Source organism: Glaciimonas sp. GG7, from assembly GCF_052976905.1.
Map to the genome: position 1 here is coordinate 1 of NZ_JBRIIQ010000093.1, position 15169 is coordinate 15169.

A 15169-nucleotide genomic window follows, 5' to 3' on the forward strand; every position below is an offset into this window, starting at 1 on the left:
GTCGGTGATAGCTTCTCTAAGCGCCCGGTTCATCGAGCACGAATCGATTGGTGACGATCAATTAAGCGCTGTGCTTGTGCAGAGTAACTTGTGATCGTTCGTTGGCAATGCAAACAAGAACACAGGGCGAAGTTTATGCGCCTTGTGTTTTTTTGTTAGCAACCTCGGGAGTTTCCCGTTTCTTGTTAGTGTTTATGAAATCTGAATCATGAAAAAAATAGTTTGCTCGCTTGCATTATTAATGGCGGGTGCGCAGTTCGCGCCGATGGTTGTTGCTGCACCGATGGATGCATTTTTGTCCGCAAATCAAAGCAAAACTCCCGGCGAAGTCCAGGTCGAAGCTGCTTACGATATCGTCAATAGCACGGTCGATGTATTCAATGTACGAGGCAGTGACTCGACCTACAGCGGCACCAATGTCGGTGATTATCACGGCGGGCATGTGCGAGTGGGTATAGCCATTACGCCGCGGATTTGGATCGATGGCGGATTTTGGCGACGCAATCTTCAATACAGCGGTGATGTTGCCAAAATCAATACCTGGCAGGTGGCAGGGCAGTACAAATTGCTTGACGAGGCAGAAGATGATGCCAGCCTCGCGATTCGAGCCGGTGCCTGGGGCAACTATGCCGACCAACTGACAAAATCATCGCCTACCACATTGAATGGTACGACGTTGACGACGGTGACGGCTTCCAAGCCTAAGGATATTCAGTATCAACTCGATCTGATCGGCACCTCAACGATATTTGCCAATACGGAATTAAGTTTATTTGGTGGTGCCGGTATCGGCCGCGTCTCATTGGATGCTGTAAACGGCACCGCGACCAAGGGCGGATGTAATTACAACGTCGCGTTTGGATCAGATAATATCGTCGGCAGTTTGGCGCAGATGTGCAACGCAAGCATCGTCATCGATCACTTTTCGATACCCAACAGCACCGCCGGGATCAATGTCAATACCGAGACGCAGTACAAATCGACCTTTTACCATTTGGGCGGCAATGTGAAATGGCACACCGATAACTGGCAGCTCAGAGCCGGTTATCAGTACCAATATATCAATCGCGACAAGATTGACGACATCGTGACAAGCCGTGGCGGTCAAGCTTATAAAAGCAATCACATACTGATGGCCGATGTCATGTACGTATTGTTTAAAAACACCACCGTTTTTGTACGTGGACAATTGATGACGAATCAGTTCGTCGGAGAAATTCCGTTTGCGTACAACACCTTGACAGCAAGTCGGTTTGATCGGCGCTATGGCATTGTCAGTACTGGTCTCGTAGTCACTTTCTAATCATCCCGGACTTACCCACAATCGCCCCGGCAGGATTGTGCGTAAGTCCGTTGGCATTTCATATTTAGTCATCATGCAAAAAACAGTTCGGCATGCGGTAGTGTGCCAAAACTCTCCATCAAATCAAAAAGCGATCCGCAAAGGGGCCTGTCGGGCAGTCTGCCAACGCGGATTTACGCTCATTGAAATCATGGTCGTCGTCGTCATCATGGGCATTCTGGCAGCGCTGGTGGTGCCTAAATTGATGGGCCGCACGGACGATGCGCGCGTGATGGCCGCGCGTGCCGATATCTCTACCATCATGTCGGCGCTGAAGTTATACAAGCTCGATAACCAACGTTATCCGAGCACCGAGCAAGGTTTGCAAGCGCTCGTGACCAAGCCCACTACCGGCCCCGCCGCGACTGGCTGGAAAAGCGGCGGCTACATAGACAAACTACCGAAAGATCCCTGGGGCAATCCCTATCAATTGTTATCTCCTGGCATCAAAGGCGACATTGACGTTCTCTCCCTCGGCGCTGATGGCTTACCCGGTGGCGAAGGAAACGACGCCGATATCGGTTCCTGGGAGTTATGACGGTTAGTGTCGGATGCTCTGCATGCTGTCGCGTCATTGCGACGCATTGTCATCACCTCAGCAACGTGCAACACGTTCGACCCCCATCAACGCCCAGACGCGGTTTTACCTTGATCGAATTGTTAGTCGTCGTCGTCATTGCCGGGATCACATTAGGCATAGTCGGCATCACCGCCTTCCATAGCGATCGCCAGTTAATCCAAAATGATGCGCAACGGATCGCCCTCTTGCTGCAATTGACCCGAGAAGAAGCGATTTTGCGCAATCGTCCGACCGCATTTGAGGCCGATGCAAGCGGCTATCGTTTTCTGATCCGTGCCGACGATGGCTGGCAATTGCTGACCAACGACGACATTCTGCGGCAACGTCAATTTAAGCGCTCGCCCATGCAATTATTGATGTCCCCAGCCACCGGACAAAACCCGCTGCGCATCATTTTCGGACGAGAGCCGGTCGATAAACCGTTTGCCCTGACCCTTGCCAATGGCGATATCAGCGTGGTGATTCGCGCCGATGGCATCGGCCATTTTTCGGTGGAATAGCGATTGTGAGTTCTCCTCATTCCAAAGGCTTTACCTTGCTCGAAGTCCTCGTCGCTCTGGTGATCGTCGGCACGGCGCTGGGGGCGAGTCTGCGCGCTGTCGGAAGTTTGCTGCAAAACAGCAGCGGATTACGTACAGTGATGTTGGCGACATGGTCCGCTGAAAACCGCCTCACCCAGATACGCCTCGGTCAGGAGTGGCCTGCTATCGGTATTCGGTCATTCAATTGCGCCCAAGGCGAGTTGCAATTGCGCTGTGAAGAAAACGTGCAGGCCACGCCCAATCCTTACTTCAGAAGAGTAGAGCTGGCGGTATTTGATGCCACTGATGCCACCCGCCTGCAATCGCGCATCGTCAAGCTCACCCAAGTGGTCCCCAATGCGCACTAGAGATCAGCGCCAGATGCACGGCTTTACGCTGGTCGAATTGATCGTCGCCATCGCCATCCTGGCGTTAGTAGCGGTACTAGGCTGGCGCGGCCTCGATGGTATCGTCCGCGCACGGGTGGCGTTAAGCGCCCAGATGGAGCAGACCAGCGCTATGCAACTGACCTTTGCGCAATTGCAAAGCGATGCCGCACATTTAGCCCCGGCCAGTTTGATGCTGGTGCGTCCAACCCTGTTAGCCACTCAAAATCGCCTGCTGTTAGTGCGCATGGTCTTTGCGGATCAGCAGCCGGTGCGCGTACAAATAGTCGATTACCGATTGCGCGATGGCGTTCTGACACGCGCAGAGTCGCCTGCGACCCGCGACCTTAAGGCACTGGACGGGATGTGGCGGGCCGCAATCAGCGGTAATGGCGATGCATCAATCGATGCATCAATTGACGCCGCGCAGCCAGTCATACTGCAATCGGATATCGCGATATTTACGATGCAAGTGTGGGACAACGCAGGCCAAAACTGGCTTCCGGCTGAAGTGACAGGGACCAGTGCCCAAGACAGTCTCACCGCTGTGAATCGGTGGACCGGCTTGCAAGTGACGTTACAACTGCGTGGGACCACCGGCAATATGATGAAGACTTTCTTGTTGGGCAGCGCATGAGCGGGCCAATGAGCGGACCAATGCCGGGCCCAATGAAGTTGCTATCGGCACAGCGCGGCGTCGCAGTGGTCACCGCTTTGCTGCTGGCGACCCTCGCTGTCACCATCGTTGCCAGTTTGTTCTGGCAACAGCAAGTACAAGTGCGTTCGATTGAAAATCAGCGTCTGCAGTTGCAAAAGGTCTGGATCATGCGCGGTGCGCTCGATTGGGCCAGCATGATTTTGCGTGCCGGTGCGCGCCAGTCATCGATCGATGATTTAACCCAGCCGTGGGCCACGCCTCTGGCAGAAACGCGCCTTGACCAGTATGTTGACGATGGTCAGTCCGGCGGCAATAGCGATGCTGGCGACGCCGTATTGTCGGGCAATATCACCGATGCCCAGTCGCGCTACAACCTCAATAACCTCAGCGCCAATGGCGTGGTCAGTCCCACGGAACTCGCCATTTTTCAACGCTTGCTGATCAATTTGCGTCTGCCGGTCAATCTGGGCAGGACCATAGCGCAAGGTATCGCCAGCAGTCAGGCCACGGTGGCCAATGCGGCTAATGCAGCCAATGCTGGCAATGGAACCTTGCCCATGATCACGTCAGACGACTTGTTGTCCTTGCCCGGTTTTACTACCGAGATCATTCGGCGCTTGAGCGACTATGTTGTATTTCTGCCTGAAGTAACCGCCGTCAACGTCAACACCGCACCGCCGGAGTTGCTGGCCGCACGCTTTCCCACGTTGTCGCTGGCACAGGCAAATAGCCTGGTGGCGCGGCGCTTAAGCGCGCCGTTTATGGATGTCGCCAACTTATCGACGCAAATGAAACAATTGTTTGGACAAGAGATAACAGACACCGCAAATGTCGCGTTATCGAGCAATTATTTTTTGGTCTATGGACGGGTGCGCATGGGGCGCGCAACGCTTTCCACGACATCCCTGATACAACGCATTAATCATCGTACCGGCAGCAACATCGTCTGGACCAGAGAAAATTAAATGACTACACCGCTGTGAGTACCTTATTTATTCGCCTGCCGGCACGGGCATCGTTCAACACGATTTCGTCCATGCCCGATTGCCGCTTTGCACTCCTGTCAGGAAAGGGGCGTATTCGCCGCAGCGGCAGCAAACAATTGTCCGGTCTGGGCGAGGATATCGCCGCTGCCGAGCGGGTGGTCTTACTCTTTGCCGCCGTCGATGTCACCTTATTGCGCATGGCCGTACCGCCCTTGTCGGACGCCCGACTCAAGCTGGCCTTGCCGCATCTGGTAGAGGAACAATTGCTGGTCGATCCGCAGGACTGTGTGATCGTCGCTGCGCCGAAACCCAAGCGCAAAGAGAGTGCTGCCGATCATCTGCGCCTCATTGCGGTGATACAACGCGATTGGCTCACCGTATTGCTCGCCACCGTCCGCGCGCTTGGCGGGCGTCATGTGCAAGCCGTCCCAGCGCAACTTTGTTTGCCCCTGACGCCATCCGGCATGGCCGTTGCGGTGACCGATCACAACGGTCATACCGACATCGCTGTACGCAGCGCCGCCGAAGAGGGAATCGGCTGGTTGTCGGATCAGGCGAGGGCGCAAGAAGTCCTGACGGGAATACAGGCGATGTTGCCGCAACAGCCAGTTACTCCCTTGACCCTGTATGTGGCCGAATCAAGTGTTACTACCTACACAGAAGTTCATGCAGACAACGTGCGTGTACTGGCCGACGATTGGTCAATGTGGATTGCAGGCGCACAAGCATTGCTGAGCAGCGGGGGCATGGACTTAACGCAGGGTCTCGCCGCCAGCGCTGCCGGAACCGGTCTTAACTGGCACCGCTGGCGCTGGCCGCTGGGATTGGTCGCCGCATTATTGTTGGTCAATATTGTGTCCCTCAATCTCGATTGGTGGAGCATGCGGCAAGAAGCCAGCGGCTATCGTTCCGGCATGATTGAGCGCTATCGCCGTGCCTATCCAAACGAGACGGTAATCATCGATCCGATCGCACAGATGCAACAAAAAATCAACGCAGGGCGCGACAACGGCGTCATTGCCGCCGATGATTTTATTGCGCTTGCCGCCAATGTCGGGGAGAGTTGGTCGGCGCTGCCACAGAGTGCAAACCACGCTGCGATTGCGGCGCTTGAGTACAGTGATCGTACCTTGCTGGTGCGTTTTAAAAATGCCGCAGATACAGATGCTGCCGAAGCACATCTTCAAAAAACCCTCGTACACAAGCGGCTCACCTTATCCAAACCCAGTGCCACCGCATTGCAAATCGGGCGTTCGCAATGATGCATCCATTTCCTAAAATACATGCAATGGCAAGCAGCTTCTGGTCGCAACGCAATCAACGCGAACGCCGCATGCTGAGTTGCGCCGCCGCGTTCATAGTGATGGTCTTGATCTATTTAGTATTGATAGATCCTGCGTTAAAAGGCCGCGCACGTTTGCAAAAAGAGTTACCCACTTTGCGCAGTCAGGCAGCGCTATTGGAGCTGCTGACCATCAAGGCCGCCGCAGTCGCCAGCGTATCGACGCCGTCGGCCACGCCAGCGGCATGGCCCTTTACTAAAGCCGGGATCGAAGCATCGCTCAAGAGCAAAGCATTACGCGTTCAGAGCGTGGAGCAAAGCGGTGACACTGCGACGATGGCGTTTTCTGCCGTGCCGTTTGCAGTTCTGTTCGACTGGCTGACAGAGGTGCAAAAGAGCGCACATTGGCAAGTCGGGATAGCCAATATCAGCACCGGCAGCGGGCAACCCGATAGCGTCAACGCCAGCATCACGTTGCGGCAAACATCATGAAGCGATACCGATGCGTAAGCTAACGATCGCCTGCCTGTGGCTCATTGCTGCGCTCTTGAGCGTGTTACTCACTGTCTGCCTGTTTCTACCGGCAGCGTGGATCGCGCCGTTGTTAGAAGCACAGACCGACGGGCGATTGACGCTGGGCGATGCACAGGGTTCACTCTGGAACGGCTCCGCCTTTATAGGTGCTGCGCCAAGTGCGAAGGATGCCGTGACACCTTTATTGCCGGGGCGTTTTTCCTGGCGGGTGACACCGTTGATTCTGGTTGGTCGCGTGGACGTGACACTGGAAAATCCCGAAGTGTTATCGGAACCGATCGTCGTGCGCGGTAGCTGGTTGAAGTGGACTGTCAGTGCCGCAAGCATGGCCTTGCCCGCTGAGCGTCTGGCATCTTTAGGAGCGCCGCTCAACACCTTGCAGCCGTCCGGGAAATTGCTTTTAAGCTGGCAGGAAATGACATTTGAGCGCCAACTTAATGGCTTCGATTGTCACGGCCTGATGACCCTCGACATGCTGGCAATGACCACCCGCGTCTCCTCGGTCAAGCCGCTGGGTAGCTATCGGTTGACGTTTGACTGGCGGGGACAGAAGGCCGGATTAGTACTACAGACATCAGGCGGCTCGCTCCTGCTGGATGGCACGGGTACGTTGGAGAATACCCATTTCGCATTTTCAGGAACGGCGCAAGCAGCGCCGGGGCAAGAAGAAAAATTGGCTGGATTATTGAGTTTATTAGGTCAGCCGCGCCGTGAGAACGGTAAAAATATGATCGGACTAGAATTTACATCATGAAAAATACAACCCTGCGCGCATACCCTTTCGCCATCAAACGTTCTACACAGAGCGTTCCATTTCAGGCAAGCGTCAGGCATGCCGCCGCTGCGCTGGTGCTGTTGAGCTGTGTTGCTGCTGTGCCTACGCCTGCATTGGCAGCCACCGTAGACAATGGGACCCCTGTTAGTGATCATGCGGCGATGAATTTTGTCGGTGCCGATATCGTGTCCGTGATCAACGCAGTCGGCCAATACAGCAACGTTTCTTTCATTATTGATCCGCGTGTCAAAGGCACCATCAATCTGGTGTCCGAAAAATCATTGAGCAAAACCGCTGCGGTGGACCTGCTGGCTTCGATACTGCGATTGCAAGGCTACGTGATCGTCAAGGGCGATGGCTTTGCCAGGGTAGTGCCAGAAGCGGACGCCAAGTTGCAGTTGACCACTGGCGGTGTCGCCGTCAGAGGCGATCAGATGGCAACGCGGATTTTTTCTCTTAATTATGAATCGGCAGCAAACATCTTGCCGGTGCTAAGACCCTTGATTTCACCCAACAATACGATCAACGCCAATCCGGGCAATAACACCTTGATTGTGACCGACTACGCAGACAACCTGCAGCGTCTGGGCAAAATGATCGCCACGCTGGATGTACCGGCGGTCAGTGATCTCGATGTAATACCGATCCGCTATGCGGTCGCCAGCGATATCGCGGTCATGGCTAGCAAGCTGCTCGATACGAATGCTGGCACACCTGGCGGCGGTGTCGGCGATAGCAGCCGCATTGTGATTCTGGCTGACTCCCGGACTAATTCGGTGATACTGCGCGCACCGTCTGCCGGTCGCGCCAATTTAGCCAAAACGCTGATCTCCAAGCTTGATCAGCCGACCACGCAAGTGGGGAATGTTCACGTTGTGTATTTACGCAACGCCGACGCCGTAAAGTTGGCGCGGACTTTGCGCAATATGGTGTCGCAGGATACGAGTACCTTATCCGCCGCGCCTGCCAGTACTGCGACTACGGGCGCAATGCTGCAAGCGACGACTGCCGCAATAGCGCCCGTTACCTCTGGTGCAACCGGCGATATTGGCGCAGCCTCGCAGTCGTCAGGTGGCCACTCCGCCGGTTTCATTCAGGCTGACGAAACCACGAACACCCTCATCATTACCGCTAGCGAACCGGTATACCGCAATTTGCGCGGGGTCATCGACCAGCTCGATACGCGCCGTGCGCAAGTCTATGTCGAAGCCTTGATCGTGGAAGTCACCGATAAGCTGAGCGCCCAATTGGGCGTGCAATGGCTGGGTTTGAGCGGTAATAGTACGAGTGCATACCGGGTCGTCGGCGGCACCAGTTTTGCGACCGGTGGCGACAATATTGTCAATCAGGCGCTCGGTTTGAGCGCCGCTACGCCGACCGCATTGGCACCGAGTCCTGGATTAACAATCGGCATATTTCGCCAGATTGCGGGCAAAATCGGTCTGGGCGCATTGGCCCACGCTCTGGATGGCAAGGATGGCAGCAGCGTGCTATCGATGCCGAATTTGCTCACGCTCGATAATGAAGAAGCAAAAATCATCGTCGGCCAGAACGTCCCCTTTATTACCGGCTCGTACACCACCAACACCGGCGGCGCAACACAGAATCCGTTTCAGACCATCGAGCGTAAGGATGTCGGCATTGCCTTGCGCGTGAGGCCGCATATTTCCGAGGGCGGCACCGTGCGCATGGAAATTTCACAGGAAGTCTCCAGCATCGATCCGACCAGTGTGGCCAATCCTGCCGGGTTGATCACTAACAAGCGTTCGCTCGATACCAATGTCGTCATGGACGACGGCGAGATCATTGTCTTGGGCGGCTTGATTGGCGATAAGAAGGCGGGCGCGGTACAAAAAGTGCCGCTACTTGGCGATATCCCGTTTATTGGCAACCTCTTTAAATATCAAAGCAGTACCAGAGAAAAAACCAATTTAATGATTTTCTTGCGGCCTACCGTGCTGCGCAATAAAGAGCAAAGCGGTACTGTCGTGGCGGATCGCTACGACTATATGCGTCAGGCGCAAATCGCCGCCGATCCGGGCAAAAGTCTGTTGAATAATGCCGAGCCTGCGGTGATGCCACCTCTCGATGAGGGCGCTGCCTTTATGCGCCGATCTGCGCCCGTGCCCGTTGCCCCCTTGATTGACCGCACGCCATGAGCGAGCCAATCAATGCTCGACTATTACCGTATGCCTTCGCACGGAAATTCTGTTTGTTGGCACAGCGCCCGACTGGCGACAACAGCGCGCTGGCGTTGTGGGTGTGCGATACCACACCGTCGGCGGCGATTGCCGAAGTGAGCCGCTGCTTTGGTCCGATTCGATTACAGAATATGCCCTTGGAAGCGCTGCAACTTGCCATCGCCAAAGCCTACGCCGGGGCCGGTGGTGATGCTGCGCAGGTGGTCGATGAGTTTGAATCCGATCTCGATTTCGCCAAGCTGTTGCAGGACATGCCCGCGATTGCGGATTTGCTGGAGGCCGCCGATGACGCGCCGGTCATACGCATGATTAATGCGTTGCTGACCCAGGCCTTGCGTGAGGGCGCGTCCGATATTCACATCGAACCGTTTGAACAAATATCTATCGTCCGGTTTCGCATCGACGGCAATTTACGCGATGTGGTGCGCCCTAAAAAAGCCATCCACGCAGCGTTAATTTCACGCATCAAAATCATGGCGCAACTCGACATTGCCGAAAAACGTCTGCCGCAAGATGGCCGGATTACCTTGCGGGTGGGCGGCAAGCCGGTCGATGTCCGCGTATCGACTTTGCCAACAGGGCATGGCGAGCGTGCGGTACTGCGTTTGCTCGATAAGGAAGCCGGGCGGATGGACTTGCATCACCTCGGCATGAGCGATGGCATGCAGGAAGAATTCGGCAAGCTCATCGCACAACCGCATGGGATCGTGCTGGTCACTGGCCCCACCGGCTCGGGCAAAACCACCACTTTGTACGCCGCGCTGGGTCAGCTCAATACCAGCAACGTGAATATCTTAACGGTCGAAGATCCGATCGAATACGAACTCGCCGGTGTCGGGCAAACGCAAGTCAATCCGCGCATCGAGATGGATTTCGCCAAGGCCTTGCGTGCCATTTTGCGGCAAGACCCGGACGTCATCATGATCGGCGAAATCCGTGATCTGGAAACTGCGCAGATTGCGGTACAAGCATCGCTGACCGGTCATCTGGTGCTGGCGACCTTGCATACCAACGATTCAGCGGCCGCCGTGACACGCTTGCTCGATATGGGTATCGAGCCATTTTTATTGTCGTCTTCTTTGTTGGGCGTAGTGGCGCAACGGTTGGTACGAAAATTGTGTACGCATTGCCGTGTACACGACGGCATGCACTGGCAAGCGGTCGGCTGTTCGCAATGCGGTCACACCGGGTATCAGGGCCGTATCGGCGTCTACGAACTATTGCAAGCCACCGATGAAATTCAAGCGCTGATTCACCAACGGGCATCGGAAGCGGAGATACAAAAAGTGGCCCAACGCGACGGCATGACCACCATGCGCCAGGACGGTGAACGTTGGCTGCAAGACGGCACCACCACGCAAGCTGAGTTGCTACGCGTGACCAAGGAGTAGCGCCGTGCCAGCCTTCCGATATGAAGCAGTCGATGCTGTGGGCCACGCCACCAAAGGCGTGCTCAATGCCGATAGCGCCAAAGCGGCGCGTATCGCATTGCGCGCGCAAGGATTGTTACCGATCTCGGTGGACCTGATTGCCCAGCACGCCGATGCCCGATCAACTGCCCGGCGTCGTTTTGGGGAACATCTTTCGACGATAGAGATTGCCTTATTCACGCGCCAGTTAGCCAGCTTGCTGGAAGCTGGCCTGCCGTTGGAGCAAGCCTTGACGGCGCTGTTGGAGCAGGCCGAGCGGCCCTATCAGCGTGATCTGATTGCCTCCATCCGTTCTGATGTGACCGGTGGCGCGTCACTCTCGGCGGCGTTGGCATCGCACCCCGCCGACTTCGCGGATATTTATCGCGCATTGGTGGCCTCGGGTGAACAGATCGGGCAACTCTCACGCGTGCTCTCACGCCTGGCCGATTACATCGAACGGCGCAACGCGCTGGTGCAGAAAATCAAACTGGCATTTACGTATCCGGCGATCGTCACCGTGGTGGCGTTTGTGATTGTGATTTTTTTGCTGACGTATGTGGTGCCGCAGATTGTTGCGGTCTTTGCCAATACTAAACAGAAGCTGCCATTGCTGACTATCTTGATGTTGGCAATCTCTGACTTCGTGCGGCACTTTGGCTGGATCGTGGCGTTGATCGGAATTGCGGCGGCTTACGGTTGGCGCGTTGCACTAAAAAATCCGGCGACCAGGATGCGCTGGCATACCTGGCTCTTGCGTGCGCCGATATACGGCAAGTTTGAACGCAGTCTCAATACCGCACGCTTTGCCAGCACGCTGGCCATTACCACCGGCTCCGGTGTGCCGATTCTTAAAGCGCTGCAAACCAGTCGCGATACCTTGTCCAACGTGGCTATGCGGCAATTGGTCGATACCGCGGCGGCCAGCGTGAGCGAAGGCGTCAGTCTGGCGCATGCACTGGCACGCCAGCAGCACTTTCCACCGATGCTCATTCATATGATCAGAGCCGGCGAAGCCACCGGCGCATTACCGGCCATGCTTGACCGCGCCGCCAACGCGCAGGAGCAGGATCTTGAGCGGCGGGCCATGACCATCGCCGGGTTGCTGGAACCGGCGTTGATCTTGGCGATGGGGGTGGTGGTGTTGTTAATCGTGTTGGCGGTGCTGATGCCGATTATTGAAATCAATCAGTTGATACGTTAATTGAGAAAAGGATAGTCCCATGGGAATCGATATACGCCGCCTGGCGACACGTTTGCCCTCACTGCTCAGTCTGGTGTTGTTCATGCTGTTGTGTGCATGCGCTACGTATTGGGCAATGCAGTTTGTACGCGCCGCGCCAAGAACCATGGCAGCGCCGCCGCAGACGGAACAGGCGGAGATGAATACGTCGGACGCGATGAGTTTGTTTGGGGCACAAAATGTGGCCGCCGTTGCTAGCAACTTCCAACTCACCGGGGTTGTCGTGGCAAACAATATCGGGCAAAGCGTCGCGATACTAAGCATTGATGGCAAGCCCGCCCAAGCCTTTACACAAGGCTGGCAATTACAGCCGGGGGTGACGCTGCAAGAAGTTAATCGCGACTACGTGTTGCTGTCGAAAGGCGGCGTCATTGAGCGGGTCAAGTTGGCTGAAGTGATTATTCCTGTAATCGGCTTGTCAGCGCATTAACCTTAAAAAATTGCCTGGGTGTGTTGATATTTGAATGAAAAAAAACTCCGTTCGTACTGAGTAGCCCAACGGGCGTATCGAAGTAGTTGCATGCGTTTGTGATTCTTCGATACGGCACTTTGTGCCTACTCAGTCCGAACGGGATTAGTAGTACTTAACAAGTTTTATATGTCAATACGCCCTAATAAACGAGTGGGTTTTTTACACCAAAAAATGTAATTTCTGATCGCCAATCCCGGCAAATTGCGGAAACACTCTTTGCAACGCGGCGTCGCCCACACGCATGTGTTTCTCAGCCAGCGTTGCCAATACTGATCGGAAGTCGGTGGTGATGGCGAGGTCGCGGCCTTCATTCAGCGATTTATCGTCGATACCGGGCCAGTTGCCGTAAATAGTGCGTCCGCGAATATTGCCGCCTAGCAGCCACATCGCGTTGCCGTGGCCGTGATCAGTGCCGCCGTTGCCGTTTTCGCGGAAGGTGCGGCCAAACTCTGACATCACCACAATCACCGTATCGTTGAAGGCCGGGCCGAGCTCTTTTGCCAACGTGGTCAAGCCCTCTGCCAGTGGTCGTAGCCGGTTAGCTAGTTGACCTGTGCCATTGCCTTGATTGGCGTGTGTATCCCAGCCGCCGACGGCGATAAAGCCCAGCCGGATCGCCGGGTTGCTGCGCATTAACTGGCCTAGCCGGGTGGTGTCGATGGACAGTCCGTTGGGTAGCGGTGCGCCGTTATTGGCGGCGCGTTGTTCTGTGCTCGACAAGTCGGCGCGCATTTCCTTGCGTGCCGCTGTGCCGTCTCGAAATGCTTTGCCTAGCGTTGCGTCTTGTTCATAGAGCGCGTTGAAGGCGAGGTTGACGTCCGGCTTGTCAATCAGGGTGGGCTTGATCGCGTCACGGCCGGTGGACATGTTGGCGACAGTTGCTTTGCCGCTCAGGATGCGCGGCACCAATTCGCCTAGCGTCAATGCCTGCAATGGGCCTTCGTTATGCGGCATGGTCGCCAGCAGCCGATTCATCCAGCCGTCTGGCGTGTTGTGCTGACCGGGCGTGCCGGTTTCCATATAATCCTGCGCTTCAAAATGCGAGCGCGACATATCGGGCGAGCCGGAGGCGTGGATGAAGGCCAACTGGCCGCTATCCCAATACGCTTTTAGTGGCTGCAATGCCGGATGCAGACCGAAGTAGCCGGTCAGGTCGATGACACCATTCGCAGCCGCCGGACGCGCCACAGCGATGGTTGGACGGGCTTGATAATAATGATGGTCGCCGTGCGGCACGACCACGTTCAGGCCGTCTACTGCGCCGCGCATAAACACCACGATCATGCGCGGCGTGCCGTCACCTGCCTGATGGGGGCGTTGCAGGGGGGATCCGTAAGCCAGCGGTGTATCGACGGCTTGCGTAGCCGCGCCAGATTTGCTGGCAGGGGCGACCACGCAGCCGGATAGCCCGACCGGAATCAGAATCGCGCCACTGCCGAGCAGGCCGAGATGACCGATATTGCGGATAAAGTCGCGACGTTTCATGGCTTACCTCTTCATAAAATCAGGGCCGCCCAAAATCATGCCGGGCTGCAGATTGGCGGGAGCGGCGGCGATTGTGGCCATGCTGTGTTGGTCGAGCAGGGGCGATAGCGTTTGGATGAGTTGTTGCGGGTCCAGCGGGGCGTTATTGGCAGGCGGCTGTGTCTGCGTAATCGGCGATTTGCCATTGCTTAAGCTGCTGACAAAATTAATCCGCCGCAGTAAACCATCCGGATTGAGCCACGCTTGCTCAGAAAAGGTATACCCATCCGGGGTGAGCCAGCCATATAAAGGCTGACCGAGTTGCATGAGCGTGTTGTCCACCGGTTTGATATTCACCACCGGGATGTCGCCCGCGCGCAGCGCCGAGACCACAAACTGATACGGCGTCTTGAACTGGGTTTGATAATTGGCACGCGACCAGAATTGCGGGCTGTCGAATAAGCTGCTCAGCACCGCTTTGATGTCGCCGTTGCTGCTTAAAAAACGTTGGGTGAGTTTTTCGACCAAGATCGGATCGGGTTGGTCGCTGACAAAATATTGCACCAGTTTGGTGGAGATAAATCGCGCCGTAGCGGGTTGCCGGGCGAGGATGTCGAGCGCTTGTTCGCCTTCCTGTTGGCCGCCCGGGCCTTTGACACCTTTGATGGTCTGGCCGAGGAAAACTTTGTCGCCGATGTCATGGCGGCGCGGGTTGAAGATGAAGGTTGGTAGCGCGTCATCGGTGTCATTCTTCATTTCTTTGGCAGCTATCGTCCAGCCGCTCAGTATCCGCGCCAGCGCGATCACGTCAGCCTGGGTATAGCCGCCATTGACGCCCAGCGTATGCAGCTCCAGCAATTCCCGCCCGTAATTCTCGTTTAAGCCTTTAAAGCGGCCTTTGGCTTGCGGGGTATTGACGCCGCTGCTAAGCCAGTTATCGAGGTAATACAGCATCGCCGGATGATGCGCGACGGCACCCAGAAGCTGGCGGAAGTTGCCCAGGGCGTTCGGGCGCACGACATTTTTTTCATACTCGCCAGTCCAGTAACGCACCCATTCCTTGCCTTCGAAAACATTGAAATGATTGAACCAGAATTCGGTCATGACTTCCTGCAACTGGCGCGGACTTTCGGTCGCTTGCCATAGCCGCGCTTCATGGGTTTGAAAAGTAATTTCCTTGTTGGCCCGTTGCCGCGCCTGATTTTTCTCTTCCGGGGTCGCGGTATTGGGCGGGAACGAAGGCGGGCCGTATTGCTGATAGAGCTGGGTCGTTGTGAGTTGCCAGGTCGGCAAGCTGGCAAGCTGCTCGACTAAAG

Annotated in this window: 15 protein-coding genes; 13 read left to right on the forward strand and 2 right to left on the reverse strand. The window is 55.7% G+C overall.

Features of this window, described 5'->3' with window-relative positions; genetic code table 11:
* The first annotated feature begins 208 nt into the window (after positions 1–208).
* The 13 genes from ACVBEF_RS17055 to ACVBEF_RS17115 all read left to right on the forward strand — a co-directional run bounded on the left by ACVBEF_RS17055 (position 209) and on the right by ACVBEF_RS17115 (position 12347).
* Positions 209–1303 (forward strand): hypothetical protein, encoded by a 1095-nt coding sequence (locus ACVBEF_RS17055; RefSeq protein WP_447125122.1) that lies wholly within the window; start codon positions 209–211, stop codon positions 1301–1303.
* Positions 1304–1376: 73 nt separating this feature from the next.
* On the forward strand, positions 1377–1880 hold the full coding sequence (gene gspG, locus ACVBEF_RS17060; RefSeq protein WP_447125123.1) for a type II secretion system major pseudopilin GspG: 504 nt from the start codon (positions 1377–1379) through the stop codon (positions 1878–1880).
* Positions 1877–2422 carry a GspH/FimT family pseudopilin gene (locus ACVBEF_RS17065; RefSeq protein WP_447125124.1) on the forward strand — a complete coding sequence of 182 codons (546 nt, stop codon included), beginning with the start codon at positions 1877–1879 and terminating at the stop codon, positions 2420–2422. Before gspG ends, ACVBEF_RS17065 begins: the two co-directional genes overlap by 4 nt.
* Before the next feature lie 5 nt (positions 2423–2427).
* A complete protein-coding gene (gene gspI / locus ACVBEF_RS17070) occupies positions 2428–2811 on the forward strand; it encodes a type II secretion system minor pseudopilin GspI (protein ID WP_447125125.1) in 384 nt (127 codons plus the stop codon).
* Complete coding sequence (locus ACVBEF_RS17075) at positions 2801–3466, forward strand: PulJ/GspJ family protein (protein WP_447125126.1); 666 nt, start codon at positions 2801–2803, stop codon at positions 3464–3466. Before gspI ends, ACVBEF_RS17075 begins: the two co-directional genes overlap by 11 nt.
* A 20-nt stretch (positions 3467–3486) precedes the next feature.
* A complete protein-coding gene (gspK, locus tag ACVBEF_RS17080) occupies positions 3487–4452 on the forward strand; it encodes a type II secretion system minor pseudopilin GspK (protein WP_447125127.1) in 966 nt (321 codons plus the stop codon).
* Positions 4453–4466: 14 nt separating this feature from the next.
* Complete coding sequence (gspL, locus tag ACVBEF_RS17085) at positions 4467–5735, forward strand: type II secretion system protein GspL (protein ID WP_447125128.1); 1269 nt, start codon at positions 4467–4469, stop codon at positions 5733–5735.
* The gene (gene gspM, locus ACVBEF_RS17090) at positions 5732–6247 is read left to right on the forward strand and encodes a type II secretion system protein GspM (RefSeq protein WP_447125129.1); all 516 of its coding nucleotides are present in this window, start codon (positions 5732–5734) and stop codon (positions 6245–6247) included. The genes gspL and gspM overlap by 4 nt, the downstream gene beginning before the upstream one ends.
* A gap of 10 nt (positions 6248–6257) precedes the next feature.
* A complete protein-coding gene (locus tag ACVBEF_RS17095; protein WP_447125130.1) occupies positions 6258–7043 on the forward strand; it encodes a type II secretion system protein N in 786 nt (261 codons plus the stop codon).
* Positions 7040–9223, forward strand: a complete 2184-nt coding sequence (gspD, locus tag ACVBEF_RS17100; RefSeq protein ID WP_447125131.1) for a type II secretion system secretin GspD — start codon at positions 7040–7042, stop codon at positions 9221–9223. Before ACVBEF_RS17095 ends, gspD begins: the two co-directional genes overlap by 4 nt.
* Positions 9220–10656: a type II secretion system ATPase GspE gene (gene gspE, locus ACVBEF_RS17105; RefSeq protein WP_447125132.1), complete on the forward strand. Its 1437-nt coding sequence runs from the start codon at positions 9220–9222 to the stop codon at positions 10654–10656. The genes gspD and gspE overlap by 4 nt, the downstream gene beginning before the upstream one ends.
* A gap of 4 nt (positions 10657–10660) precedes the next feature.
* The gene (gene gspF / locus ACVBEF_RS17110) at positions 10661–11878 is read left to right on the forward strand and encodes a type II secretion system inner membrane protein GspF (RefSeq protein ID WP_447125133.1); all 1218 of its coding nucleotides are present in this window, start codon (positions 10661–10663) and stop codon (positions 11876–11878) included.
* A gap of 19 nt (positions 11879–11897) precedes the next feature.
* On the forward strand, positions 11898–12347 hold the full coding sequence (locus tag ACVBEF_RS17115) for a type II secretion system protein N (protein WP_447125134.1): 450 nt from the start codon (positions 11898–11900) through the stop codon (positions 12345–12347).
* A gap of 201 nt (positions 12348–12548) precedes the next feature.
* On the opposite strand, the gene ACVBEF_RS17120 is transcribed toward ACVBEF_RS17115, so the two are convergent.
* A complete protein-coding gene (locus ACVBEF_RS17120; RefSeq protein WP_447125135.1) occupies positions 12549–13874 on the reverse strand; it encodes a DUF1501 domain-containing protein in 1326 nt (441 codons plus the stop codon).
* Positions 13875–13877: 3 nt separating this feature from the next.
* A partial coding sequence (locus tag ACVBEF_RS17125) for a DUF1800 domain-containing protein (protein ID WP_447125136.1) occupies positions 13878–15169 on the reverse strand: 1292 nt, incomplete at its 5' end.

What these genes read in the sequence shown, in the direction of transcription:
- ACVBEF_RS17075 (WP_447125126.1), top strand. Translation starts at nt 2,801, where the DNA reads ATGCGCACTAGAGATCAGCGCCAGATGCACGGCTTTACGCTGGTCGAA.
- gspD (WP_447125131.1), top strand. Translation starts at nt 7,040, where the DNA reads ATGAAAAATACAACCCTGCGCGCATACCCTTTCGCCATCAAACGTTCT.
- gspE (WP_447125132.1), top strand. Translation starts at nt 9,220, where the DNA reads ATGAGCGAGCCAATCAATGCTCGACTATTACCGTATGCCTTCGCACGG.
- ACVBEF_RS17095 (WP_447125130.1), top strand. Translation starts at nt 6,258, where the DNA reads ATGCGTAAGCTAACGATCGCCTGCCTGTGGCTCATTGCTGCGCTCTTG.
- ACVBEF_RS17055 (WP_447125122.1), top strand. Translation starts at nt 209, where the DNA reads ATGAAAAAAATAGTTTGCTCGCTTGCATTATTAATGGCGGGTGCGCAG.
- gspG (WP_447125123.1), top strand. Translation starts at nt 1,377, where the DNA reads ATGCAAAAAACAGTTCGGCATGCGGTAGTGTGCCAAAACTCTCCATCA.
- gspK (WP_447125127.1), top strand. Translation starts at nt 3,487, where the DNA reads ATGCCGGGCCCAATGAAGTTGCTATCGGCACAGCGCGGCGTCGCAGTG.
- ACVBEF_RS17120 (WP_447125135.1), bottom strand. Translation starts at nt 13,874, where the DNA reads ATGAAACGTCGCGACTTTATCCGCAATATCGGTCATCTCGGCCTGCTC.
- ACVBEF_RS17065 (WP_447125124.1), top strand. Translation starts at nt 1,877, where the DNA reads ATGACGGTTAGTGTCGGATGCTCTGCATGCTGTCGCGTCATTGCGACG.
- ACVBEF_RS17115 (WP_447125134.1), top strand. Translation starts at nt 11,898, where the DNA reads ATGGGAATCGATATACGCCGCCTGGCGACACGTTTGCCCTCACTGCTC.
- gspM (WP_447125129.1), top strand. Translation starts at nt 5,732, where the DNA reads ATGATGCATCCATTTCCTAAAATACATGCAATGGCAAGCAGCTTCTGG.